Below are 20013 nucleotides of genomic sequence, written 5' to 3'. Positions count from 1 at the left end.
GAGATGCGGTGGGCCGCTGTTGCTGGTCAATCGGCGGACATTTCAGCCTCAGAAGTGAGGATGTCAAACAGCGCCTTGGCCGCAGGCTGCAACGCTCGGTCGCGACGGCGTATCAGCGCCAGAACACGGTCCACGGCAGGCTCGGTCAGCGGGATGGCGCACAGGCGGGGATGATCGCGTGGCAGTGCCAGGCCCGGCAGCACGGCCATGCCGAGGCGGGCTTCCACCAGCGCCAGCACGCCAACGACGTGGTTGGCTTCGTAATAGATGGTCGGGCGCTGTTCAAGATGGGCGATGGCATTCTCGATCAGGGCGCGATTGCCGCTTTGCCTGGACACGCCGGCCATGCGCTGCCCCGCCAGGTCCGCCCATGCGACCGACTTGCGATCGGCCCAGGGATGGTCGCGCCGCAACACCAGCAGATAGGGCTCGGTACGGATCGGGCGGAACTCGATATTGGGTTCCTGGGAACCCATGAAGTTGAGCCCAAAGTCCGATTCGCCCGACAGCACGCTGGACAGCGCCGCGTTGGCGCTTTCGTCGATCACGCGCACGCGCACGCCAGGATGACGGGCTGCAAACACGCTGATGGCATCGGGCAGCAGATGCGCCGCGGCAGACGGTATCGCCGCCACCGTCACCAGCCCGCGCCGGAGCGCAGCTTCGTCACCAAGGCGGAACACTGCGCTGTCGAGAATATCCAGAGCAGCCCGCGCTTCCTCTAGGAACTGCCTGCCGACGGGTGTCATCTCCACGCGGCGGGTGGTGCGTTCAAGCAGGCGAGAGCCGAGCGTCTTTTCAAGTTTGTCGATCCGGCGGCTCAGCGCTGGTTGCGAGATATGCAGAGTCTCGGCTGCCACCCGGAAACTGCCTTTCTCCGCCGTGGCGATAAATGCCTGCAAATCCTCAAGTGCGAAATTGATGCGTGACATGCATGAAATCATCAGAACATTGCAATTCACAGAATAGTGTTGCGCGAATACTCTGGCAATGCAGAAGAACGAGGAAGACTGGAGCTCTTGCGGCGCCAGCAACGAGATCAAGGAGACAAAATGAAGCTGACCGCCCTGGCCGCCAGAAAGGCCGCACTGGTTTTCCTGGTATGGCTGGCCGCGCCCGCCTGGGCAGACGATATCCATGTGATTACCTCGGGCGGTTTCACCGCGGCATACCAGCAACTGGTGCCGCTGTATGAAGCCGCCACGCAGGACCGGATCATCACCGCCTACGGCGCGTCGATGGGCAATGCACCCGATTCCATCCCCAGCCGGCTGGCACGCGGCGAGACCTTTGATGTGGTGATCCTGGCGGACTCGGGTCTCGACAAGCTGATAGCGGAGGGCAAGGTGGCAGCGGGCAGCCGGGTGGACCTGGCGCAGTCGCTGATCGGCATGTCGGTCCGCAAGGGCACGCCCAAGCCCGACATCAGCACCGTGGAGGGCCTGAAGCAGACCTTGCTCAACGCTAAATCGATTGCGTATTCAGCCAGCGCCAGTGGGACTTATCTGTCTGGTGAATTGTTCCACCGGCTCGGCGTCGCGGACCAGATCAAGGACAAGGCCCGCAAGATCAAAAGCGAGCGCGTCGGCGCCGTGGTGGCCCGAGGCGATGCGGAAATCGGCTTCCAGCAAGTCAGCGAGCTGCTGCCGTTCAAGGAGCTGGATTTCGTCGGCCCGCTGCCAGCCGAACTGCAGCAGCGGGTCTTCTTCTCCGCCGGGATGGTGGCCGGCCACCAGAGCGCTGCGGCTTCGCGGTTTGTTCGGTTCCTGGCGTCCCCGGCGGCAGCCACGATCGTGCGAACCACCGGGCTGGAGCCGGTTGCCACGCCGCTGCCGCCGCCGGCGCCCCCGGTCCTGGGGCAGCCGCAAAAACGCTGAACCGCTTCAATGTCCGTTGGCGGCTGTAAAAACAAAAAGCCCGCACTTTCGTGCGGGCTTCTCGCTTTGAAACCTTGGTGCCCAGGAGAGGACTCGATCACCCAGGCGCGACCCCGGGCAACGCTTGCAAGCGTTGCCTTTTCTCGTCCTCGCGGGAAGTCCTCAAGGACTTCCCTTCCCGGGCTGAAACGAAGAAAGGCTCGCTTACGCGAGCCTTTCTAAATATTGGTGCCCAGGAGAGGACTCGAACCTCCACAGTGTTGCCACCGCTAGGACCTGAACCTAGTGCGTCTACCAATTCCGCCACCTGGGCAAGGTGAGCGGCGCATTTTACCGAAGGTTCACAAATTTGCAAGCACCTCCGGCGGGCACACGCGGCATCGCTGGCCGGACTGCGCTACGGCGATCCGGTGTGCCACGTGCAATCAGAACGACGGCACCATCGCGCCCTTGTACTGGGCCTTCATGAACTGGCGCACGTCTTCAGACTGGTACGCTGCCACCAGCTTCTTGACCCACGGCTTGTCCTTGTCCTGCGTGCGCACGACGATGATGTTGGCGTACGGGCTGTGGATGTCTTCCAGCGCGAGCGCGTCCTTGGTCGGCTGCAGGCCGGCGGCGAGCGCGTAGTTGGTGTTGATCACGGCGGCGCTGACATCGGGCAGGGCGCGGGCCAGCTGGGCGGCATCCAGTTCCACGAGCTTCAGCTTCTTCGGGTTCTCGGCCACGTCCAGCGGGGTGGCGTTGACACCGTTGGTGCCGGCGCCTGCCTTCAGCTTGATCACGCCTTGCGACTGGAGCAGCAGCAGCGCGCGGTTCTCATTGGACGGGTCGTTGGGCACGGCTACCTTGGCGCCTTGCGGCAGGTCCTTCGGCGACTTCAGGTTCTTCGCGTAGATACCCAGCGGCGAGATATAGGTGTAGCCCACGCTCTGCATCTTGTAGCCGCGCTGCTTCACCTGGCTGTCCAGGTAGGGCTGGTGCTGGAAGCTGTTGGCGTCCAGGTCGCCGGCATCCAGTGCGGCATTGGGCTGCACGTAGTCGTTGAACTCCACGACCTTGACGTTCAGGCCATTGCGCTTGGCCACTTTCTGGACGACTTGCCAGACCTCGGCGTCCGGGCCGCTGACGGTGCCAACGCGGATAGTCTGTTCCTGGGGCGACGCGCTGCCGGCGGCGATAAAACCAAGGGCGGACACTGCGACCGCCAGACGCTTGATGAGAGACGTGCTGCGCATAGGAGTTCTGGAGATATTCTGGTTATGTGGCGAGTGAGACTGTCGCCTGGGCAGGGATCGCCTGACCGGGGCGATGGCCACAGATTAACGCAATTGCGTCCAGATGGCGCAGCGGGAATGAATCTGGCGTCTATTTCCTTTTCATATGCTTATGAATCCAAATGACGCCAGATTGCCGGCATTAAATGCTTCTGCGTCACGGCTCAGTCTGCAAAGACTTCGCGCAATGTCCGCAAGGTGTCCTCCACAATCCTGTCACTCAGGCCGCCGGCCCGCCTGACCAGCCGGGACTTGTCCACGGTCCGGAGCTGGTCCAGCAGGATCAGGCCAGTCTTGCGCTGGAAGGTCACCGGGACGCGAAACGGTGCCGGCCTGCTGCCGGTGGTCATTGGCGCCACGGTGACGGTGCGCAGGTAGTCGTGCATTTCCGGCGGCGAGAGGATGACGCAGGGGCGTGTCTTCTCGATCTCGCTGCCGACGGTCGGGTCAAGCGCAACCAGCCAGACGTCGCCGCGCGCTACCACTTCAGCTCCGCGTCGTCGGTGTTGGGGAAGTCGCCCAATACCAGGGCGTCGTCACCGGCCGCGGCGATGGCCTGGCTGGCTTCCGCCCAGCCTTGCCGCGGTGCTTGCCTAGGGCGCCGGAGCACCAGGGCGTCATTCACGATTTCCATTTCCACTTCATTCTCCAGACCTAGCTGCGCCAGGATTGCCTTGGGGATCAGGACACCTTGTGAGTTGCCCATCTTGCGGATCGTCGCTTTCATTTCTTGCCCCTCATTGCGCGTCAGCACAATGTTATTACAACGCGAGCGTCAGGGAAACAGGCAAGCCCGATGCCGCATGGAAATGTGACATTTGGGCCAGGCCACGGATACGCGAATAGTCCGAAAACCGCTGGTGTCGCAGGTACGGCGGGCTCAGCCGGCTACGCCCCGTACCCCGCGCCCTTCCATTCGATAAAACACAAGCCATGCCCGAACGGGTCTGACAGCGTTGCCTGCCGCCCCCAGTCAAAGTCCTGCGGCCAGTCCTCGATCTCGGCGCCGGCTTCCAGCGCGCGTTCGATGGCCTGTTCCAGGTTGGCGACGACAAAGTCGAGGTGGACAGGGGTCCAGTGGCGGCGGTAGTCGCGCCGGGTGTCGGCGCGGGTGGTGGGGCGGGTGCCGGCGGGCTTGGCGAGCAGGTAGATCGGAGTATTGCCGCCCAGCATTTCGGCGACGGTGCCGTCGAACAGCTTGCGGTTCAGCGTCAGGCCAAGCCCCTGCGCGTAGAAGTCGATGCCGCGCGGCAGATCGTCGACATCGATATTGATCAGCAACTCCATGACAGCCTCCTGGCGGCGTTCCGTGTGAGAGCGGCCGCATTGTGCGCCGGGTCTCCTGACACCTGCTGTCAGGAGTGATGTTTCAGCCGGCCGCAGGCAGGTGTCAGGAACTGCGCGCTAGGCGCGCAGCATCTGCCGCACGACCGGGCGCAGCGCGTCGCCGAGTGCGAGGTGCGCGTCGGCATCCAGGTGCACGCCGTCGACCTCGCTGCTCTGGATCACGGTGCCGGCGTCGAACAGCGGACAGCCCAATTGCGTGCAGACCTCGGCCACGGCTTGCGGCAGGCCCGTCCACTTATGCTCGCCGCCGGCAAACTTGGGCGCCAGCGGGCCGCGCGGGGTGCGGATCGGGGGTGGGGTGACGACCAGCACCGGCGGCACCGGCATGCCAGGCTCGATCGGCGCGCTACGGATGGCCTGCACCAGAGTGGCGATGCCCTGGGCGGCGTGCCAGGCGTTGTGCGGGTGCATCGACTGGAAATCGTTGTTGCCCAGCATCAGGACCACCAGTGCCAGCGGCGAGTGGATTTCAATGCGCTGCGCCAGCCCCTGCAGGCCGTTGCGGCCGGGTTTGAAGGGATCGTCCCAGACCGTGCGGCGGCCGTTCAGGCAGTCTTCGATGATGCGCACCGGGGCGCCGCCTTCGGCGTTCAAGCCCAGCTCCAGCCGGCCGGGCCAGCGCACCGGGAACGGCAGGCGCCGGCGCGTGCCGGGCACGATGCCCCATGACAGCGAGTCGGCGTAGACAAGGATCTGCAGGGGATCGGTTTCGGCCAGCGGCGCAGCGCTCATGCGGGACTCCAGTTGGCGTGGATATTGGTCGATAAAGGGCAATGGCTCGTGTCAAGCCATGTTGCACCGCGCAGACAAAAAGGTCTCCCGAACACGCGGAGACTTCATAATATCGAATCATTGCAGACAGGGAGAATGAAGTTGCGTTTCGAGCACTTGGTTGAGATCAACGATCCGGGCAATCCTCAACTGGATCCGCTGACGCCTGACCAGCTGTGGCAAGGGCTGGTGCTGCGCGCCGAGTCGCCCGAACTCTTCGTGCTGGGGCTGGACCGCGCCGAGGTAGTCGGCCGCGGCGACAACTGGATCGATCGCGTGCTGCATTTTGGCGAGGCGTCGATCCAGGATCATGTGGTGTTCGAGCCGCGCCGGCAGGTGCGCTATGAAACCGCGGCTACGGCCGAGCATGCCGGCGGCACGCTGACCATGGCGATCGAGACCCCGGGCCCGGGCGCGCTGCTGCTGCGCTTTGTCTACAACACCACCATGCCGGCGGTCGACGCCAGCGGCGATGACCGCTACGCCGAGATCGTCAAATCCGCCTACCACGAGGCCGATATCGACACCGTGCGCAAGATCCGCGAGATCGCTGACACCGGACGGCTGGGGTGAGCGAGGGCTCCGCCACGCCGGAGGGTTCCGGCCAGCGGCCGGGTCTGCCGACCCGGCTGGCGCTGCGTGAGCGCTACGGCGAGCGGCTGCGCTGGCTGGTGCTGGTGACGCTGATGCTGGGCACGATCTCGTCGATCGTCTCGTCCACCATCATCAACGTAGCGATTCCGGACCTGAGCCGGCACTTCGTGCTGGGGCAGGAGCGCGCGCAATGGGTGGCGGCCAGCTTCATGATCGCGATGACGCTGTCGATGCTGCTGACGCCCTGGCTGCTGAATCGCTACGGGCTGCGCCGCACCTTCCTGGGGGCCTCGCTGCTGCTGGGCGCGGGCGGGTTCTTCGGCGGCTTTTCACCGACCTACGGCGTGATGATCGCGATGCGCGTGGCCGAAGGCATCGCCGCGGGCATCATGCAGCCGCTGCCCAATATCCTGATCCTGCGCGTCTTCGAAGAGCGTGAGCAGGGCAAGGCGATCAGCATGTTCGGCTTTGGCGTGGTGCTGGCGCCGGCGCTGGGGCCCAGCCTGGGTGGTTTCCTGGTCGAGGCCTTCGGCTGGCGCTCGATCTTCTTCGTGGTGGTGCCGCTGACGCTGATTGGCGTGCTGATGGCGCGGCGCTTCATGGCGGTGGACTCGATCATGATGGGCGAGCGCCAGCCGCTGGACTGGCGCGGGCTGGGCCTGGCCGGCATTGCCACGGTCAGCCTGCTCAACGGCGTGGTCGAGATGCGCGACAGCGTGCCCGCAGGCCTGGCGCTGTCGGGCTTCGGCGTGCTGATGCTGGCGGCGTTCGTGCTATGGCAGCTGCGCGCGGCGCATCCGCTGATGAACCTGCGGCTCTACAGCTACCGGCAGTTCGCGGCCGGGGCGGTGGTGGCCTTTATCTACGGCGCGGGGCTGTTCGGCTCGACCTACCTGCTGCCGATCTATATGCAGATGGCGCTGGAATACACGCCGTCGCGCGCGGGCCTGGTGCTGTTCCCGGCGGGCGTGGTGCTGGCGCTGACGATTGCCGTATCGGGGCGCTTCACCCACAAGATCGCGCCGCATGTCCAGGTGTCGTTCGGGCTGGCGCTGCTGTCGCTGTCGTTCCTGCTGATGGCGCTGGGCTCGCGCGCCACGCCTTATCTGGTGCTGGTGGCACTGGCGGTGCTGGGGCGGATCGGGCTGGGCTGCATCCTGCCGTCGCTGACGCTGGGGGCAATGCGGGGGGTGGACTTCACGCTGATCGCGCAGGGCTCGAGCTGCATCAACTTCCTGCGCCAGCTGGGCGGCGCTATCGGCGTGAGCCTGGCCGGCGTGGGGCTGCAATGGCGGCTGGCGGAGCACGGCGCGGTGCTGGGCCAGGCCGGCGACGCCGCCGTGCAGGCGGCGCGCATCCGGGCCTTCGATGAAACCTTCCTGGCGGTGGGCGTGGTGATCGCCAGCGCGATGTTCGCGGCGTGGCGGATCCGGCCGCGGCCGGTGCCGGCGGCCTGAAGCCGCCGGGCCTGGCTGCGCCGGCTTAGCTGGCTGCGCCGCTGCGCAGTTCTCCCACCAGCGCGATGTACTGCTCCATCGCCTGTTCGCGCGCGGTGCCGCGCAGGGCTTCCCAGGCTTCAAACTTGTAGCGGCCGACAAAGTCGGTCATGCCGGGCTTGTCGCCGTGGGCATCGCCTTCGCTGCCTTGCTTGAACAGCGCGTACAGGCGCAGCAGGGACATGTTGCTGGGGCGCTCGCTCAGTTGCTTGACGTCGATCTGGGCCTGGTCGAAGCGTGCCTGCAGGTCGCTCATGGGGTTCCTCCGTAGGTGCTGTCTGGATTGCGAAAGTGCAGGCCGATGATAGCCGCCCGGCGCCGCCGCGCCGTCCGTATAAAACCGAAGAAGCCCTCGATTCCGGGCGTCACCGGATACAATCGCGCCATGTCCTGGATTCTTGCTGTTGAAACTTCTACAGAGTGGTGCTCGGTCGCGCTCGGACGTGCGGTGCCGGGTGCCGGAGTCGAGTGCCTGGTGCGCCATGAGCACACTGGCGCACGCTCGTCGGCACGCGTGCTGCCGGCTGCCGGCGAACTGCTGGCCGAAGCCGGCATCGCGCTGGCGGACTGTGCTGCGATTGCCTTTGGCGCCGGCCCGGGCTCGTTCACCGGCCTGCGCACCGCCTGCGGCGTGGCACAGGGGCTGGCCTTCGGCGCCGGGCTGCCGGTGGTTCCGGTCAATACCCTGATGACCTGCGCCGAGCGCGCGCGGGCCGCCACCCCGGCGCTGCCGGACGATACCGCGGTGCTGGTGGCGCTGGACGCGCGCATGGATGAAGCCTATTCCGCTGCTTTCCGCTGGCATGCCAGCGCGCGGGAATGGGCGGAAGTTACGCCGATGCAGGTCAGCGCGCCGGAAACCGTGCCGCTGCCCGACGGCGAATTCTGGCTGGCCGGCAACGCAGCCACCGTCTTCGGCGAGCGGCTGGCGGGCCTGGCGCGCGCCGCGCGCGTGCTGCCGGAGGCGATGCCCCATGCGCAGCCGATGGTCGCGATTGCACTGCGCGCACTGGCGCGCGGCGAGGCCATCGACGCTGACCAGGCCGTGCCGATCTACCTGCGCGACAAGGTCGCCCAGACCATCGCCGAACGCGAAGCCGTCGCTGCCGCCCGTGCCGCGGCCCAGGCCGGGAGCGCATCGTGAGTGCAGCCTATCCGCTCGATCACCGCAACGACTGGCCGGCCGTGCCCGCCATGCCGGCGCTGCCGGTCGGCTGGGCGCTGGGCCGCATGAGCGCGCTCGACCTGGAGGCCGTGGCAGGTATCGAGGCGCGTGCCTACAGCCATCCGTGGACCCGCGGCAATTTCGAGAACTCGGTCAAGTCCGGGCATCTCGGCCTGACGCTGCGCGACCCGGTGGGCACGCTGGTGGCCTACGCCGTGCTGATGCCGGTGGTCGATGAAATGCACCTGCTCAATATCACCGTCGAGCCGCAGCGCCAGCGCCAGGGGCTGGGGCGGCTGATGCTGGCGGTGGTGCTGGCCACCGCGCACGCGCACCGCATCCATACCATGCTGCTGGAAGTGCGGCCGTCCAATACCGGGGCGATCGCGCTGTACCAGGCGGCGGGGTTTGCCGAGATCGGGCGCCGCAAGGGCTATTACCCGGCCCTGGGCAGCAAGCGCGAGGACGCGCTGGTGCTGCGCCGCAACTGGCCGGCGGAGGCCGCCGCCAATGAAGGCACGGAGGGCAGGGCATGAGCCGCCGCGCACAGTTCCTGGAAGTCCTGGGCATCCCGACCGAATGGGTGCCGCGCGAGCGCGCGGATGCGCAGGCAGACGCCGCGCCGGAGGCGGCCGTGGCGCAGGCAGCGATGGCTGTTGCCGAGGCGCCTGTGGCCGAGTTTGCCGCAGTGGTTGCGGAACCCGCCATGCCGGTGCCGGCGCCGGTGGCGCCGCCTGTCTCCCGGACACCGGTTGCGCCTGCCCTGGTCCCCGCCGGTCCGGAACCCGGCTCGGCGCAAGCGGGGCGCGAAGCTGCCATCGCCAGCATGGAATGGCCGGCGCTGGACGCCGCCGTGGCAAGCTGCACCGCCTGCGGCCTGTGCCAGAACCGCACCAATACCGTATTCGGGGTGGGCGACCGCCAGGCCGAATGGATGCTGGTGGGCGAAGCCCCCGGCGAGAACGAAGACCTGCAGGGCGAGCCCTTCGTCGGCCAGGCCGGCAAGCTGCTCGACAATATGCTCGGCTCGCTCGGGCTGGCGCGCGGGCGCAATGTGTTTATCGCCAACGTGCTCAAGTGCCGCCCGCCCGGCAACCGCAACCCGGAGCCCGAAGAGGTGGCGCAGTGCGAGCCGTTCCTGCGCCGCCAGATCGCGCTGGTGAAGCCCAGGGTGATCGTCGTGCTGGGCCGCTTTGCGGCGCAGTCGCTGCTGCGCACCACCACGCCGATCGGCAAGCTGCGCGGCACCGTACATAGCTATGAAGGCATCCCCGTGGTGGTGACCTACCATCCGGCTTACCTGCTGCGCACCCTGACCGACAAGGCGCGCGCCTGGGAAGACCTGTGCCTGGCCAGGGAGGTTCATGACCGTGCGGGAACTGGGGCCTGATCTCTCCCTGACCCGCGGCGGCGACGGCAACAGGCCGTCGGGCCCGCCGCTGTGGCGCCGCGCCGCGTCGGCGCGCACGCGCGACCTGGCCTGGACCACGCTCTCGCCGCCGTTGCTGGCGGCGGTGCCAGGCGCGGCCCCGGCACGCTGGCCTGCCGGCACACTGGCCGCCTGGCAGCACTGGCTGGAAGCCGCGGACCCCGCCACGCTGCCCGCCACCATCGACGAACTGGCCGACGGCCACGCCGCCCCCTCCGCCGACGATCCCGACCAGGACCCCGCCAGCCGCAGCCTGCGGCTGGGCCGCCATGCCGAGCGGCTGCTGCATTTCGCGCTGCGCCATATGCAGGGGCTGTCGCTGCTGGCTGCCAACGTGCCGGTGCGGCGCGCAGGGCGACAGGGTATCCGCACGCTGGGCGAGCTGGACTTTATCTGGCGCGAGCAGGCGTCGGGCGCGGTGGTCCACTGGGAGATGGCGGCCAAGTTCTACCTGATGGCGCCTGGCGTCAGCCAGGTGCCGCGGGCGCAGGATTTCGTCGGCCCGAACCTGGTCGACCGCCTTGGCGACAAGCTGGGCCACATCGTGCACCGCCAGCTCCCGCTGGGCTGCACCGCGGAGGCACAGGCCCTGCTGGGACATACGGTGGACCGCAGCGAGGTCTACCTGCTGGGGTGGCTGTTCTATCGCGATGGCCGGGTGCCGCCGGGGCTGGATGCGCTGGGCATCGCGCCAGACCATCTGCACGGCTGGTGGTCCACGCTCGACGGCTGGGCCGCCCGCGCAGCCGCGCGGCCTGGCTTGCGCTGGTGCCGCCTGCCGCGTACCGGGTGGTTATCGGGCGCGCTGGTGCCCGAAGCCGGCACGGAAGATGTCGGCGCACTGCATGCGATGCTGGCGCAGCGCTTTGCGGACCCGCGCCATGATCACGGCTGGCGGCGCGAATCGCCGGTGATGTTGTGTGAACTGGAGCCGGCCGGGCCAGAGGCGCCGGGCTGGTGGCGCGAATTCTCGCGCGGGTTCGTGGTGCCGCCGGGGTGGGAAGAGCGTGCGCTGGCACGGGCGGCGGAGCCGTCCAGGCCAGGGCAGCAGGCCGCGCCAGGCGACACGGCCTGAGCCACTCGCGCCGGCTGCAGGCAGATGGACGCGGGAGAGACCCTAGTGGTGCTTGTCCTCGCCGATCATCGCCAGCGAGTTGAAGGTGCGAACGTTGTACTTGTGCAGCTTGAGCACCAGCGCCATGGTCACGCAGATAAACAGGCCCAGCGCGATGATGACCACGCCGATCGGCACGTTCAGCTTGATCAGCAGCGCATACAGGCACAGCATCAGCAGCACCGAGACGTTCTCATTGAAGTTCTGCACCGCGATGGAGTGGCCGGCCGACAGCAGCACGTGCCCGCGGTGCTGCAGCAGCGCGTTCATCGGCACCACGAAGTAGCCCGACATGGCGCCCACCACCATCAGGAACACATAGGCGATGGCCATGTACAGCGGCATATGCATACCCAGCACGTCCAGCGTGACATGGGGCATCGCATCCTTGGTGTAGAACGCCATGATCATCACGGTGGCGCCCATGGCCACGCCAAAGGGCAGCACCGACAGCGATTTGCGCAGCGGGATGCGCGCCGCGGCCAGGATCGCGCCCACGGCCACGCCCACGGCCACCACGGCCTGCAGCAGCGCGCCCTGGGACAGGTTCAGTCCCAGCGACTTCTCGGCCCACTTCAGCACGATGAACTGCAGCGTGGCGCCCACGCCCCAGAACAGCGTGGTCACCGCCAGCGAGATCTGGCCCAGCTTGTCGCGCCACAGCGCCACGAAGCAGTCGCCGAACTCTGCGATCAGCCTGATCGGGTTCTTTTCCTGCGCCGGATAGCGGGCGCCGGTATCGGGGATAAACAGGTTGAAGATCGAGGCGACCACGTAGAACAGCATGATCACCACCATCGCGGCTTCGGCCGGGGTGTCGATGCCGGTGTTGATGAGGGGGACGTCAAAGCGCAGCAGGAGGCTGGAGATATGCACCGAGATCAGCGCGCCACCCACCACGGTGCCCAGGATGATCGAACCCACCGTCAGCCCTTCGATCCAGCCATTGGCCATCACCAGTTTCTCTGGCGGCAGCAGTTCGGTCAGGATGCCGTACTTGGCCGGCGAGTACGCGGCCGCGCCGAATCCCACCACGCCATACGCCAGCAACGGGTGCAGCCCGAACATCATGATGGCGCAGCCGACCACCTTGATGGCGTTGGTGATGAGCATCACCCGCCCCTTGGGCATGGAGTCGGCAAAGGCGCCGACGAAGGCGGCGAGGACGACGTAGGAAAGAACGAAGAACAGCTTGAGCAGCGGGGTCATCCACTGCGGGGAATGCAATTCGGTGAGAAGGGCGATCGCGGCGATCAGTAAGGCGTTGTCGGCCAGCGAAGAAAAAAACTGCGCGGCCATGATGGTGTAAAAACCCTTCTTCATGCTGTCGACTTTTTCTCCATCGCGAACTCCGCTCAGGCTGGGCAGGCTAGCGCCCACCGGGGAGGCCATGGTTTGCAGGGAACCTTGTGCCGCGGCCGTGTCGAATTGTGTCTGAGGTGCTGCGCTGCGGCGTCTTGAGGCTTGCCTGACAGTCATTGACATAATGCTTCGCTTTTAGAACATGGCCGGAGCGTCCGGCTTTATATCACGAAAACATGACATTCCCGAACCCCGGCAAGGGCTCTTTTTGACAGCGGATTGCCGTGCCGATTCCCCAATGACCCCCGGCAACGGCATCCGAATGTGTTCAAATAACGACTGCGATCGCGACCAGCCGACCGGGTCTTCCCTGATCTGGTGCGTGGTCGAACCGATATGGTGACTGGGATACAAGGGCGTGCCAATTCCGCACATTCCCGCATGCCAGTCGCCGCAACATGCTGCTGTACACCGACAGGTGACGTTTGCGCCATCGATACTGAGACAGAGCCGTCCTTCCAGCGCCCGCGCCGGCCGCCCATCCCGCCAGCGCCGCCTGCTTGCTCGTCCGCTTCCTGAGATGTGACTCCCATGCCAAGACCCATCCACGCTGTCATCCATCAACCCGCCCTGGCCAACAATCTCGACATCATCCGCCGCAAGGCGCCGGATTCGCGCATCTGGGCGGTGGTCAAGGCCAATGCCTACGGCCACGGCATCCGCCGCGTCTTTGCTGCGCTGCGGGGTGCCGACGGCTTCGGCCTGCTGGACCTGAACGAGGCCGTGCTGCTGCGTGACCTTGGCTGGCAGGGCCCGATCCTGCTGCTGGAGGGCTTCTTCCAGCCGCAGGATGTTGCCGTCATCGAACAATACCGCCTGACCACCGCGATCCATTGCGACGAGCAGCTGCGCATGTTGGAAAGCGCACGCGCCAAGGGGCCGCTGGCCATCCAGCTCAAGCTCAACACCGGCATGAACCGGCTCGGCTTCCATCCGGCGGATTACCGTCCCGCCTGGGAGCGCGCCCGTGCCATGCCCTGTGTAGGCAGTATCGTCCATATGACGCATTTTTCCGATGCGGATAGTGCCCGAGGCGTCGCCCACCAAATCGAGGCGTTCGATGCCGCCACGGCCAACCTGCCGGGCGAGGCCAGCCTGTCGAACTCGGCCGCGGTGCTGTGGCACCCGCAGGCGCACCGCGCCTGGGTGCGCCCCGGCATCATCCTGTACGGCGCCTCGCCGACCGGGCGCGATGCCGATATTGCCGGCACCGGCCTGCAGCCCGCCATGTCGCTGCACAGCGAACTGATCTCGGTGCAGGACCTGCAGCCGGGCGATACCGTCGGCTACGGCTCCTTGTTCACCGCCGAGCGGCCGATGCGCATCGGCGTGGTGGCGTGCGGCTATGCCGACGGCTACCCGCGCCACGCGTCGGGCTGGGGCGAGCAACGTGCGCCGGTGCTGGTCGATGGCGTGCGCACCGAACTGGTCGGGCGCGTGTCGATGGACATGCTGTGCGTGGACCTCACCCCGTGCCCGAAGGCCAAGGTCGGCAGCCCGGTCACGCTGTGGGGCCAGGGCCTGCCGATCGACGAGGTGGCGCAGGCCAGCGGCACGGTCGGCTACGAGCTGATGTGCGCGCTCGCGCCGCGCGTGCCGACCTCGGTGGCGACGATCACGGCTTCGGACAGCGCCGCGCCTGCCGTGGCCTGATCCGGGGCGTTGGTGCGGGCGCAGGCCCGTGCACTTACCATCTGCCGGCCGGGCCACTTGTGGGCCCGGCTCGTTTTTTCCTGCAAGGACATCCGTTGGCCAAGACCAAGACTGTCTATACGTGTACTGAATGCGGCGGCACCACGCCGCGCTGGGCCGGCCAGTGCCCGCATTGCCAGCAGTGGAACACGCTGGTTGAGACGGTGGCCGAGTCCGCCGCGAACAAGCGCTTCCAGCCGCTGGCCGCGTCGGCCACGGTGCGCAAGCTGTCGGAGATCGATGCCGCTGACGTGCCGCGCTTCTCCAGCGGCATCGATGAATTCGACCGCGTGCTGGGCGGCGGCCTGGTGTCGGGCGGGGTGGTGCTGATCGGCGGCGATCCCGGCATCGGCAAGTCCACGCTGCTGCTGCAGGCCCTGGCCAACCTTGCGGGCCAGCGCCGCGTGCTCTATGTCAGCGGCGAAGAATCCGGTGCGCAGATCGCGCTGCGCGCGCAGCGGCTGGGCGTGGAAAGCCCGTCGCTGGGGTTGCTTGCCGAAATCCAGCTGGAGAAGATCCAGGCCACGCTGGAAGTGGAAAAGCCCGAAGTCGCGGTGATCGACTCGATCCAGACGCTGTACTCCGAGGCGCTGAACTCCGCACCGGGCTCGGTCGCGCAGGTACGCGAATGCGCGGCGCAGCTGACGCGCATTGCCAAGAGCAGCGGCATCACCATCATCCTGGTCGGCCATGTGACCAAGGAAGGCAGCCTGGCGGGTCCGCGCGTGCTGGAGCATATCGTCGATACGGTGCTGTATTTCGAGGGCGATACCCACTCGTCGCACCGGCTGATCCGCGCCTTCAAGAACCGCTTCGGCGCGGTCAATGAGCTGGGCGTGTTTGCCATGACCGAGCGCGGCCTGCGCGGCATCAGCAATCCGTCGGCGCTGTTCCTGTCGCAGCACGAAGAGACCGTGCCGGGCTCGTGCGTGCTGGTGACGCAGGAGGGCACGCGTCCGCTGCTGGTTGAGATCCAGGCGCTGGTCGATACCGCCCATGTACCCAACCCGCGCCGGCTGGCGGTGGGCCTTGAGCAGAACCGGCTGGCGCTGCTGCTGGCGGTGCTGCACCGGCACGCGGGCATTGCCTGCTTTGACCAGGACGTGTTCCTGAACGCGGTGGGCGGGGTCAAGATCACCGAGCCCGCCGCCGACCTCGCGGTGCTGCTGTCGATCCATTCATCGATGCGCAACAAGCCGCTGCCGCGCGGCCTGGTGGTGTTCGGCGAAGTCGGCCTGGCCGGCGAGATCCGCCCCAGCCCGCGCGGGCAGGAGCGCCTGAAGGAAGCCGCCAAGCTGGGCTTTACGATCGCCGTGATTCCCAAGGCGAACGCGCCCAAACAGAAGATCGACGGGCTCGAAGTGATCGCGGTGGAACGCATCGAGCAGGCCATCGACCGCGTGCGCCATCTGGACTGAGTATGGACGACGGCATCGCCTTCGAGACCGAACGCCTGCGGCTGCGGCAGTGGCGCGAGGCGGACTATGCGCCGTTTGCCGCGCTCAATGCCGATGCGCAGGTGATGCGCTATTTCCCTGCGCCGCTGACGCGTGTTGAAAGCGATGCGATGGCCGACCACTGCCGCAGCCTGATCGCAGCGAAGGGATGGGGCGTCTGGGTAGCGGAGCGCAAGGCGGACGGTGTTTTCCTGGGGTTTGTCGGACTGCACGAGCCCACCGCGGCGCTGCCGTTCGCGCCTTGCGTGGAGATCGCCTGGCGCTTGGCGCGGCACGCCTGGGGCAGCGGCTACGCGACCGAGGCGGCACGCGGCGCGCTTGCCTGGGGCTTTGAGCGGCTGGGGCTGGATGAAATCGTGTCCTTCACGACACTCGCCAATGCCCGCTCGCGGGCGGTCATGGAAAGGCTCGGCATGCGCGAGGATGCCGTGGGCTTTGAGCATCCCGCATTGCCGCCAGGGCATCCGTTGCGGCCCCATTGCCTGTACCGTTTGCCGCGCACGGCGTGGCAGGCAGCCGGCGGGTAGCACCCCTGCGTCAATCCGCCACAGGGCAGGGGGCTTGCGCTGCGTGTGACGTCAACTGCAGGCGCTGCAAAATAGGTAATAATGCGCAGCAATGCCGCGCCATCCACTGACGGCACCGATTATCGGAACACCTGATCACCAACCATGCAAGCCAACTCCCGCGCCTACTTCCTGCTGATCGCCCTCGTTTCCTTCGGCCTGGTCGGCGTTGCGCTCTACCTGCAGTTTGAAAAGGGCTACCAGCCCTGTCCGCTCTGCGTGATGCAGCGCTTCGCCTTTATCGGCATCGGCATCTTCTCGCTGCTGGCCGCGGTGGCGCAGAACACGCGCTCGCTGTGGCAGGGCCTGGGCATGCTGTCCGGCATCGCCGGCATTGCGGTGGCGGTCTACCACGTGTCGCTGCTGCTCAATCCCAAGGCCAGTTGCGGCATCGACCCGCTGGAAAACTGGGTCAACGCGCTGCCGACTGCCAAGGCGCTGCCTCAGGTGTTCTACGCCGATGGCCTGTGCACCGCGCCGCTGCCGCCGGTGCTGGGGCTGTCGGTGCCGGCATGGTCGCTGATCTGGCTGTTTATCCTGACGCTGACACTGGCGGTGGGGTTGATCCGGCGCGAGAAGAATTTCCGCTGAGTCGGGAGCAAGCCATCGACATAAGAAACGGCGCCATTGGCGCCGTTTCTTGTTTGCGGTGGTGCGAGGGAGGGGACTCGAACCAGATTACGCAATCTGCTCGATCTGCTCCTGCAACTCCAGCCACTTCTCCTCAAGCGTCTCCAGCTCGCCATTGACCTCGCCCTGGCGCTTGAGCATCTCCATCAGCTTCGTCTTGTTGGCTTCGGCATAGCTGCTTTCATCGGCCATGAACTGGTCGATCTCCTCCTTGGCGGTTTGCAGCACCGCCATGCGCTTTTCCACCTTTTCCAGTTCCTTCGTCAACGGCTTGCGCAGTGCTGACAGCCGCTGGCGCTCGTCGGCCTCCGCGCGGCGCTGGTCCTTGCGGTTGACCGCCGCCGCGGCATCGCCGGCGTTCTCTGCCAGGTGCGCGGCGGTGGCGGCATTGCGCTTGGCCGCGGCCTGTTGCAGCAACCAGTCGCGGTAGTCGTCCAGGTCGCCGTCGAACGGCTTGATGGTGCCGTCGGCCACCAGCATGAACTGGTCGGCGGTGGCGCGCAGCAGGTGGCGGTCGTGCGAGACCAGGATCAGCGTGCCTTCGAACTGCGCCAGCGCCATGGTCAGCGCCTCGCGGGTATCGAGGTCCAGGTGGTTGGTCGGTTCGTCCAGCAGCAGCAGGTTGGGCTTCTGCCAGACGATCAGCGCCAGGGCCAGCCGCGCCTTCTCGCCGCCCGAGAAGGGCTCGATCGGCGCGGTGGCCATGTCGCCGCGGAAGTTGAAGCTGCCGAGGAAGTCGCGCAGCTCCTGCTCGCGGGTGTCGGGCGCCAGGCGTGCCAGGTGCTGCAGCGGCGAGTCGTGGTCGCGCAGTGTCTCCAGCTGGTGCTGGGCGAAGTAGCCGATCTGCAGGCCCTTGCCCAGGCGCAGCTTGCCCGTGAGCGGGTCCTGCGTGCCGGCCAGGGTCTTGACCAGCGTGGACTTGCCCTGGCCGTTGGCGCCCAAGAGGCCGATGCGCTGGCCGTTCTGGATCGACAGCGCCAGCTTGTGCAGGATGGTGACGGGCGGCTCGGCCTCGGCATATCCGCAGTCGACGCCGTCGAGCACCATCATCGGGTTGGGCGCGGCGTCGGGTTCGCGGAACTCGAAGGCGAAGCCGGCGGCCACGTGCACCGGCGCCAGCCGCTCCATCTTTTCCAGCGCCTTGACGCGGCTCTGTGCCTGGCGCGCCTTGGTCGCCTTGGCCTTGAAGCGCGTGATGAACGATTCCAGGTGCGCGATTTCCTTCTGCTGGCGCACGTAGGCGGACTGCTGCTGCGCCATCTGCTGCAGGCGCAGGGTCTCGAACAGCGTGTAGTTGCCGCCATAGCGGCGCAGTTGCTGGTTCTCGATATGCACGGTGACGTTGCAGATCGCGTCGAGGAATTCGCGGTCGTGCGAAATCATCACCAGCGTGCCGGGGTAGCGCGCCAGCCAGTCCTCCAGCCAGACGATGGCGTCCAGGTCCAGGTGGTTGGTCGGTTCGTCGAGCAGGAGCAGGTCGGACGGGCACATCAGCGCCTGCGCCAGGTTCAGGCGCATGCGCCATCCGCCGGAGAACGAGGCCACTGGCTGCGACACCTGCGCCAGCGTGAAGCCCAGGCCCAGCAGCAGGGCTTCGGCGCGCGCCGGGGCGGTGTAGCCGTCGGCGTCGGCAAAGGCGGCGTGGGCTTCGCCCTCGGCGCTGCCGTCGCCGCTGGCCTGTGCGGCGGCGATGGCGGCTTCGATCTCGCGCAAACGGGTGTCGCCATCGATCACGTAATCCACGGCGGTGCGGCTGACCGCAGGCGTTTCCTGCGCCACGTGCGCGACGCGCCACTGCGCCGGCACGATGACATCGCCCCCGTCCGGATGCAGTTCACCGCGCAGCAGCGCGAACAGCGTCGACTTGCCGCTGCCGTTGGCGCCGACAAGGCCCACGCGCTCGCCCGGGTTGAGCGTCACGCTGGTGTGGTCGAACAGCACCTTGGTGCCGCGCTGGAGGACTAGCTGGTCGATTCGGATCACGAGAGGGGGGAAATGCCTGAGTGAAAAACAGAAAAAGCGCGGAGAAAGCGGGCAACCGCCGGGTCTGGTGCGCTGGCCGGCATTGTAGCGTTTCCGGTGCGCCGCACGCCGTGGCGGTGCAAAACAGCTCGGCAACGTGCACCGTCAATGTGCCTTCGTGCCTCGGCGATTCAGGGATTACCCTTGGTCTCGCAAAACTCTATTTTCTTGTTCGTGCGTTACGTGTAAATTCATTTTCACGAAAACGGCGCCCATCCGGTGACGTCCAGACCAACCGCTTCCACCATGCCAAAAGGCCATTCGATCTCAGACCGCATTGCGCGCAGCTTGCCGGCGCTGACGCCGGCGCACCGCCGCATGGCGGAATACGTGCTGGCCAATCTGTTCCGCGCGGCAACCATGCGCATCGACGAATTTGCCGCGGCGGTGGAGGTGTCGGTGGCCACGGCCAACCGCTTTGCGCGGGCGCTGGGGTTCGACGGTTATCCGCAGTTCCGGGCCGAGCTGGTGCGCGGCTTCGAAGCCACGCTGGCGCCGGTGGAGCGGCTGCGCAGCGAGCTGGAGCGGCCCGCGACCGCGGCCGAAGTCTTCGCCGCCTCGCTGGAAGATGCCGCGGCCAACGCGGAAGCCACGCGCCGCGGCATCGACCCGGAGGCCTGCGAGCGCGCGGTCTCGGCGATCCTGGCGGCGCAGCGTGTCTACGTGGCCGGTTTCGGCGCCAGCGGTTTCCTGGCGGGCCTGCTGCAGCACGGACTGGAAATGCACTGCCGCATGGTGACCTCGGTGGCAGGCGCCGGCGGCGCCTCGCATGCGGCGCGGCAGTTGTTCAAGCAGCAGCCAAGCGACCTGCTGATCGTGATTGCCTTCCCGCGCTACGTCACGGACACCATCGAACTGGCCGAGCGGGCCAAGTCGCACGGCGGCCAGGTGCTGGCGCTGACCGACGGGCCGACCTCGCCGCTGGCGCCGCTGGCCGATATCGCGCTCTACGCGCAGGCCGGCAACCGGCTCTCGGCCAACTCCGATGCCACCGTGCTGGCGCTGATCGAGGCGCTGTGCGGCGCGGTGGCGCACCGGGCCGAGCGCCCGGTCAAGGCCGCTGCTGAAATGACTGAATTCCTGCTGCCGTGGCTGTACGGCGCGCCGGCCGCGGAGTCCGCCGGCCGTGCCGCGCCCGGCACCCCGCAGTCCACCGAACTCACGGCTGGCGCCAAGCGCGGCCGATCCTCCAACACCCGCAAGTCCTGAGCATC

General features: G+C 66.9%; 21 protein-coding genes and 1 tRNA gene. 12 read left to right on the top strand and 10 right to left on the bottom strand.

Features of this window, described 5'->3' with window-relative positions; genetic code table 11:
* Positions 1-26: 26 nt before the first annotated feature.
* Entirely contained in the window at positions 27-932 is a 906-nt protein-coding gene (locus CNE_RS10000; RefSeq protein WP_041228411.1) for a LysR family transcriptional regulator, read from the bottom strand.
* Between the two features lie 120 nt (positions 933-1052).
* Between CNE_RS10000 and CNE_RS09995 the strand changes: the two genes are divergently transcribed.
* On the top strand, positions 1053-1877 hold the full coding sequence (locus tag CNE_RS09995) for a substrate-binding domain-containing protein (protein ID WP_013957019.1): 825 nt from the start codon (positions 1053-1055) through the stop codon (positions 1875-1877).
* A gap of 226 nt (positions 1878-2103) precedes the next feature.
* Here the strand turns inward: CNE_RS09995 and CNE_RS09990 are convergent.
* From CNE_RS09990 to CNE_RS09965, 6 genes are all read right to left on the bottom strand, one after another.
* A tRNA-Leu gene (locus tag CNE_RS09990) sits at positions 2104-2190 on the bottom strand.
* Between the two features lie 112 nt (positions 2191-2302).
* Complete coding sequence (locus tag CNE_RS09985) at positions 2303-3115, bottom strand: MetQ/NlpA family ABC transporter substrate-binding protein (RefSeq protein WP_013957018.1); 813 nt, start codon at positions 3113-3115, stop codon at positions 2303-2305.
* Positions 3116-3318: 203 nt separating this feature from the next.
* Positions 3319-3639 (bottom strand): type II toxin-antitoxin system PemK/MazF family toxin, encoded by a 321-nt coding sequence (locus CNE_RS09980; protein ID WP_013957017.1) that lies wholly within the window; start codon positions 3637-3639, stop codon positions 3319-3321.
* The gene (locus tag CNE_RS09975; protein ID WP_013957016.1) at positions 3633-3881 is read right to left on the bottom strand and encodes an AbrB/MazE/SpoVT family DNA-binding domain-containing protein; all 249 of its coding nucleotides are present in this window, start codon (positions 3879-3881) and stop codon (positions 3633-3635) included. Before CNE_RS09975 ends, CNE_RS09980 begins: the two co-directional genes overlap by 7 nt.
* Before the next feature lie 161 nt (positions 3882-4042).
* On the bottom strand, positions 4043-4441 hold the full coding sequence (locus tag CNE_RS09970) for a VOC family protein (protein WP_013957015.1): 399 nt from the start codon (positions 4439-4441) through the stop codon (positions 4043-4045).
* 117 nt (positions 4442-4558) lie between these two features.
* Positions 4559-5233, bottom strand: coding sequence for an SGNH/GDSL hydrolase family protein (locus CNE_RS09965; RefSeq protein WP_013957014.1), 675 nt, complete (start codon positions 5231-5233; stop codon positions 4559-4561).
* A gap of 135 nt (positions 5234-5368) precedes the next feature.
* Here CNE_RS09965 and CNE_RS09960 point away from each other — a divergent pair, with 135 nt between their 5' ends.
* On the top strand, positions 5369-5845 hold the full coding sequence (locus CNE_RS09960) for an SRPBCC family protein (protein WP_013957013.1): 477 nt from the start codon (positions 5369-5371) through the stop codon (positions 5843-5845).
* A complete protein-coding gene (locus tag CNE_RS09955) occupies positions 5842-7323 on the top strand; it encodes a DHA2 family efflux MFS transporter permease subunit (RefSeq protein ID WP_013957012.1) in 1482 nt (493 codons plus the stop codon). Before CNE_RS09960 ends, CNE_RS09955 begins: the two co-directional genes overlap by 4 nt.
* Before the next feature lie 25 nt (positions 7324-7348).
* Here the strand turns inward: CNE_RS09955 and CNE_RS09950 are convergent, their stop codons facing one another.
* Complete coding sequence (locus CNE_RS09950; RefSeq protein WP_013957011.1) at positions 7349-7618, bottom strand: acyl-CoA-binding protein; 270 nt, start codon at positions 7616-7618, stop codon at positions 7349-7351.
* A 129-nt stretch (positions 7619-7747) separates the two neighbouring features.
* Here CNE_RS09950 and tsaB point away from each other — a divergent pair, with 129 nt between their 5' ends.
* From tsaB to CNE_RS09930, 4 genes are read left to right on the top strand one after another with little or no spacing between them, the layout of a single operon-like run.
* Positions 7748-8506 carry a tRNA (adenosine(37)-N6)-threonylcarbamoyltransferase complex dimerization subunit type 1 TsaB gene (gene tsaB / locus CNE_RS09945; RefSeq protein WP_041227957.1) on the top strand — a complete coding sequence of 253 codons (759 nt, stop codon included), beginning with the start codon at positions 7748-7750 and terminating at the stop codon, positions 8504-8506.
* Positions 8503-9063, top strand: a complete 561-nt coding sequence (rimI, locus tag CNE_RS09940) for a ribosomal protein S18-alanine N-acetyltransferase (RefSeq protein ID WP_013957009.1) — start codon at positions 8503-8505, stop codon at positions 9061-9063. The genes tsaB and rimI overlap by 4 nt, the downstream gene beginning before the upstream one ends.
* A complete protein-coding gene (locus CNE_RS09935; protein WP_013957008.1) occupies positions 9060-9917 on the top strand; it encodes a uracil-DNA glycosylase in 858 nt (285 codons plus the stop codon). The genes rimI and CNE_RS09935 overlap by 4 nt, the downstream gene beginning before the upstream one ends.
* Positions 9892-11031, top strand: coding sequence for a DUF1853 family protein (locus tag CNE_RS09930; protein WP_013957007.1), 1140 nt, complete (start codon positions 9892-9894; stop codon positions 11029-11031). The genes CNE_RS09935 and CNE_RS09930 overlap by 26 nt, the downstream gene beginning before the upstream one ends.
* A gap of 42 nt (positions 11032-11073) precedes the next feature.
* Here the strand turns inward: CNE_RS09930 and lplT are convergent, their stop codons facing one another.
* Complete coding sequence (gene lplT, locus CNE_RS09925) at positions 11074-12393, bottom strand: lysophospholipid transporter LplT (RefSeq protein ID WP_041227955.1); 1320 nt, start codon at positions 12391-12393, stop codon at positions 11074-11076.
* A 570-nt stretch (positions 12394-12963) separates the two neighbouring features.
* Here lplT and alr point away from each other — a divergent pair.
* The 4 genes from alr (at position 12964) to CNE_RS09905 (ending at position 16738) form a co-directional block, all read left to right on the top strand.
* Positions 12964-14085, top strand: coding sequence for an alanine racemase (alr, locus tag CNE_RS09920; RefSeq protein WP_013957005.1), 1122 nt, complete (start codon positions 12964-12966; stop codon positions 14083-14085).
* Between the two features lie 95 nt (positions 14086-14180).
* Positions 14181-15542: a DNA repair protein RadA gene (gene radA / locus CNE_RS09915; RefSeq protein ID WP_013957004.1), complete on the top strand. Its 1362-nt coding sequence runs from the start codon at positions 14181-14183 to the stop codon at positions 15540-15542.
* Between the two features lie 2 nt (positions 15543-15544).
* A complete protein-coding gene (locus CNE_RS09910) occupies positions 15545-16108 on the top strand; it encodes a GNAT family N-acetyltransferase (RefSeq protein WP_013957003.1) in 564 nt (187 codons plus the stop codon).
* Between the two features lie 144 nt (positions 16109-16252).
* A complete protein-coding gene (locus CNE_RS09905; protein ID WP_010810635.1) occupies positions 16253-16738 on the top strand; it encodes a disulfide bond formation protein B in 486 nt (161 codons plus the stop codon).
* An 87-nt stretch (positions 16739-16825) separates the two neighbouring features.
* Here CNE_RS09905 and CNE_RS09900 read toward each other — a convergent pair whose 3' ends face one another.
* Complete coding sequence (locus tag CNE_RS09900) at positions 16826-18760, bottom strand: ATP-binding cassette domain-containing protein (protein ID WP_013957002.1); 1935 nt, start codon at positions 18758-18760, stop codon at positions 16826-16828.
* Positions 18761-19045: 285 nt separating this feature from the next.
* Between CNE_RS09900 and CNE_RS09895 the strand changes: the two genes are divergently transcribed.
* A complete protein-coding gene (locus CNE_RS09895) occupies positions 19046-20008 on the top strand; it encodes a MurR/RpiR family transcriptional regulator (protein WP_013957001.1) in 963 nt (320 codons plus the stop codon).
* The last annotated feature ends 5 nt before the right edge of the window (positions 20009-20013 follow it).

The sequence above is a fragment of the Cupriavidus necator N-1 genome, from assembly GCF_000219215.1.
In the GTDB taxonomy this organism is placed as follows: Bacteria; Pseudomonadota; Gammaproteobacteria; order Burkholderiales; family Burkholderiaceae; genus Cupriavidus; species Cupriavidus necator.
This window is presented reverse-complemented; position numbering and strand designations above follow the sequence as displayed.

Bases quoted from the DNA above. Each gene is read 5' to 3' on its own strand.
- CNE_RS10000 (WP_041228411.1), bottom strand. From the start codon at position 932: ATGTCACGCATCAATTTCGCACTTGAGGATTTGCAGGCATTTATCGCC.
- lplT (WP_041227955.1), bottom strand. From the start codon at position 12,393: ATGAAGAAGGGTTTTTACACCATCATGGCCGCGCAGTTTTTTTCTTCG.
- CNE_RS09930 (WP_013957007.1), top strand. From the start codon at position 9,892: ATGACCGTGCGGGAACTGGGGCCTGATCTCTCCCTGACCCGCGGCGGC.
- CNE_RS09995 (WP_013957019.1), top strand. From the start codon at position 1,053: ATGAAGCTGACCGCCCTGGCCGCCAGAAAGGCCGCACTGGTTTTCCTG.
- tsaB (WP_041227957.1), top strand. From the start codon at position 7,748: ATGTCCTGGATTCTTGCTGTTGAAACTTCTACAGAGTGGTGCTCGGTC.
- CNE_RS09950 (WP_013957011.1), bottom strand. From the start codon at position 7,618: ATGAGCGACCTGCAGGCACGCTTCGACCAGGCCCAGATCGACGTCAAG.
- CNE_RS09910 (WP_013957003.1), top strand. From the start codon at position 15,545: ATGGACGACGGCATCGCCTTCGAGACCGAACGCCTGCGGCTGCGGCAG.
- CNE_RS09975 (WP_013957016.1), bottom strand. From the start codon at position 3,881: ATGAAAGCGACGATCCGCAAGATGGGCAACTCACAAGGTGTCCTGATC.
- alr (WP_013957005.1), top strand. From the start codon at position 12,964: ATGCCAAGACCCATCCACGCTGTCATCCATCAACCCGCCCTGGCCAAC.
- CNE_RS09970 (WP_013957015.1), bottom strand. From the start codon at position 4,441: ATGGAGTTGCTGATCAATATCGATGTCGACGATCTGCCGCGCGGCATC.
- CNE_RS09985 (WP_013957018.1), bottom strand. From the start codon at position 3,115: ATGCGCAGCACGTCTCTCATCAAGCGTCTGGCGGTCGCAGTGTCCGCC.
- CNE_RS09895 (WP_013957001.1), top strand. From the start codon at position 19,046: ATGCCAAAAGGCCATTCGATCTCAGACCGCATTGCGCGCAGCTTGCCG.
- CNE_RS09960 (WP_013957013.1), top strand. From the start codon at position 5,369: ATGAAGTTGCGTTTCGAGCACTTGGTTGAGATCAACGATCCGGGCAAT.
- CNE_RS09935 (WP_013957008.1), top strand. From the start codon at position 9,060: ATGAGCCGCCGCGCACAGTTCCTGGAAGTCCTGGGCATCCCGACCGAA.
- CNE_RS09965 (WP_013957014.1), bottom strand. From the start codon at position 5,233: ATGAGCGCTGCGCCGCTGGCCGAAACCGATCCCCTGCAGATCCTTGTC.
- CNE_RS09905 (WP_010810635.1), top strand. From the start codon at position 16,253: ATGCAAGCCAACTCCCGCGCCTACTTCCTGCTGATCGCCCTCGTTTCC.